The sequence below is a fragment of the Pedobacter sp. genome (assembly GCF_045628745.1).
GTDB lineage: Bacteria > Bacteroidota > Bacteroidia > Sphingobacteriales > Sphingobacteriaceae > Pedobacter.
The window spans coordinates 1-3,457 of record NZ_JAZQPU010000325.1 but is presented as its reverse complement, the minus strand read 5'-3'; the positions used below and the strand labels follow the sequence as shown (position 1 = coordinate 3,457).

Below are 3,457 nucleotides of genomic sequence, written 5' to 3'. Positions count from 1 at the left end.
TTAAAGGGCCGGCGTTTCCTGTAACTCCATAGCCTGCACGGATTTTAAAACTAGACACAGCAGTAATTCCTTTAAAGAATTCTTCATCGCTCACTCTCCAGGCAACAGCTCCAGCAGGAAAGGTATCCCATTTATTGCCTTCAGACAATCGGGAAACACCATCCCATCGGTTAGAGAAGGAGAACAGGTATTTACCTTTGTAATTATAATTTACACGGCCTACAAAAGACATAGACTGTGTACGGAGGTAATTTGACCTGATGACCGACGTGTTAGCACCAGCAAGGTTATAAAAAGAATAAGAATCCAGATCAAAACCAGAACCACCGGCATAAGCCTGTTCGGTTTGATTTTTTGCCCATGAAGTTACCCCTGTTAAGTTAAATTGATGATCGTTATGGATGGTAAAGGCATAACCCAAAATATTTTCCCAACGGTAATTGTAATCTCTATCATTGGTGATCACTGCAGCGGGGAGTTTAAAACCTGCCTCAGGATTGGCAATGGACTGGCTACCAAAATATTTCCCATTTCTTGATGAACCTAAGGTAGTTCCAATAACAGACCTATAAGTAAACCCTTTAAAAGGGGCGAACTCCACATAAGCATTACCAGCGAAATAGGTTTTCAGTGTATTGTTGACATACTGGTCAGGAATCTGGTCTGATAAGGGGCTGGTTATGGCATCAACAGGAATATGGTTGATATTTCCTGCTTCATCAAAGGCATCGCCAAGAGGAAGAAATGTTAAACTGTTGCCGAATATATTTTGAGCAGCCTGGTCATTATCTGTATAAGTTAACTGTAAATTGGTCCCTACCTTGACAAACTTACTAATGATATGGTCGACATTTGCCCTTACTGCATACTTTTTGTATTGATCGAATTTAACTAATCCCTGTTCATCGTTATAATTTAAAGAGAGGTAAGCACTGGTTTTGTCTGTACCACCATTTACTGAAACACTATAGTTCTGTTGCGTACCATCTTTAAGCGATAAATCTACCCAATCTACCCATTTGCCCTGCTCATAAGCTTTTAATTGTAAGGGATTGGTGAAAATATCGTTCATAAATTCAGGATAGTTTCCATGTTCACCACGATAAGCTTCACGTCTTAAGTTCATGTAAGCATCACCCTGCAGTCCATGTGGAAATTTAGGGAAGCCATTGTAACCAAAGAAAGAGTCGAAATTAACAACAGCCTTACCGGATTTTCCTTTTTTAGTAGTGATGATCACAACGCCGTTAGCGCCCGCTGAACCGTAAATAGCGGTTGAGGAGGCATCTTTCAATACATCGACAGATTCAATATCAGATGGATTTAAGCTGGAATAACTGCCCGCAATACCATCAATGATATATAGGGGGCCATTGCCTCCAAATAGAGAACGGTTTCCGCGTACTGCTATTTCCATTTCTGAACCTGCTCTTCCAGAAGATTTCAGGATATCCATTCCAGATACTTTACCCTGGAGGGCATCCATTACGTTAGCCGTTGGCGTAAGCATGATATCCCCTGCTTTTACGGAGGATACAGCGCCGGTTAAGTCGCGCTTTTTTACTGTACCATAACCCACCACAACGACCTCATCAAGGTCACTGATTTCATCTTGCAGCTGCACGTTGATTTCTTTACGTCCATTTAAAGCGACCTCTTGTGTTTGATAACCCAGCATGGAAAAAACCAAGGTTTCGTTACCCGTAGTTAAATTGATTTGGAAGGCGCCATTTGAGGAGGTACTGATGCCTGCAGATGATCCTTTAACTTTTACAGAAACACCGGGAAGTGGTGCTCCATTTTTGTCTTTCACGATCCCGGTAATGGGGATAGCCGCTTTAAGGGCACGTTCAAAAATATAATTTGTGTTTTTTTCTTTAGGGGAAAGCGCCGCAGCACTACTCCCTTGTGAAATAAACAGACAACTCAAAAACAAGGTAGACACCTTATTTTTGGCAAAATGCATTTTTAAGTTTAGGTTCATTGGTGTTATTTAGACTTGTAAAATTTTAAAAAAAAGGCTGTTTGATCTTCCCGAAGGAACTCAAACAGCCTCTTTATATGTGAGATAAGTATTATTTTAATGGATCAAATGTTCCGGAACCATTAATACTATTCCAACCAATAGTTTGTTCAAGGTAAGGAGAACCACTTAAAGCCGTCTGGTTGATACCAAAGAAATAATATTCTTTATACCATTTGAATTTCCAGTTTGCTGTACTTGTATTGTCAAGGTCATCTTTAACAGTAACCTTAAAGTGATTGTCATATAAATAATCAAGGTAAGCGTCATAGTTGGCAAAACCTGCAGGTAAAACTGCTGGCTCACGCTCAATGATTGTTGCTGCATTTGTTCCTATTTTAATCAGCGGATCATTAGTACCCACAAAATCAGCACCTGCAGTCGTTTTCACGGAAATATAAAAACCTGTTCTGCGTGTTCCGTTCAATGGGGTCATTTTTAACCTAGCCGTTGTACCGAATTCATCTGTAAAAAGCATCCATCTTCTTAAATCCCAGAAACGTTTACCCTCATAGGCAAATTCAATTTTTCGTTCATTTAAGGCCGCGGCAAAGGCATCGTCACGAGCAGAAATTCCAGCTAAACCATAAGAACCGTCTTTATTCTCTACACCGGCACGTTCCCTGATGGATTTAATGCCTTCCATACCTTCACCAACTTTATCAGCACCAATAGCTGATTCTGCCAGGTTTAACACCACTTCAGCAAAACGGATCTCCATGAAATCTGTAGGGCTTAATTTAAAATCACCGGTAGCATTACTTGCCAGAGGGCTTGACGCCTTAGCTAAATAAATACCACTTGAATTGGCGCCTTTTGTTTCTGTTGTTTTGTCATAAACAGTTTTATTTGCTGCAGATTTCCAGGTATAAGTCCATTGTCTGTAATTCGTATTTTCTTTATAAGGCCATAAGGCACCATTATAAACAAAGGTTTTGTAAAAACGAGGATCTCGGTTTTTATAAAATTTCTGATCGCTATAATCATAAGTTGATGAACCGGGCATCTTACCGTCTTTCATAGGGAAAGCATCTACCATTTGTTTGGTTGGAGAAATAGAACCAGCACCATTGATATCTTTAGATCTAACGGCTTGCTCCCAGCCACTGTTGCGTTGAGGATTGCCAGAAGCAACGCTGTTAAAGCCAAATACCATTACGGCTTCCACATTGTTTACTTCTTCCACAAACATGTTAGCCCATGCAGAAGCATTGGCTAAAGTTCCTTTTTTGTATAAGCTAAAACCATTGGCTTCAAGCAAAGTTTTTGCCGCTAAATTAGCCTCATACGCTTTTTGCCATCTTGCTCTGTCGTCATTTCTATTGAATAATGGACTAGCATAAGTCAATAATACCCTACCTTTTAAGGCAGCAGAAGCACCACTTGTAATTCTGCCCCAGTCTGAGGTTGCAGCCCATTTACCGGGCAACATGG

At 40.4% G+C, this 3,457-nt stretch carries 2 protein-coding genes; both read right to left on the bottom strand.

Features of this window, described 5'->3' with window-relative positions:
- Window positions 1-1,984, bottom strand: a 1,984-nt coding sequence (locus ACR2F7_RS12030) for a SusC/RagA family TonB-linked outer membrane protein (protein WP_432713804.1), incomplete at its 3' end; no start/stop codon positions are given.
- A gap of 91 nt (window positions 1,985-2,075) precedes the next feature.
- Window positions 2,076-3,457: RagB/SusD family nutrient uptake outer membrane protein (locus ACR2F7_RS12025; RefSeq protein ID WP_432713803.1), on the bottom strand; the 1,382-nt coding region annotated here is incomplete at its 5' end.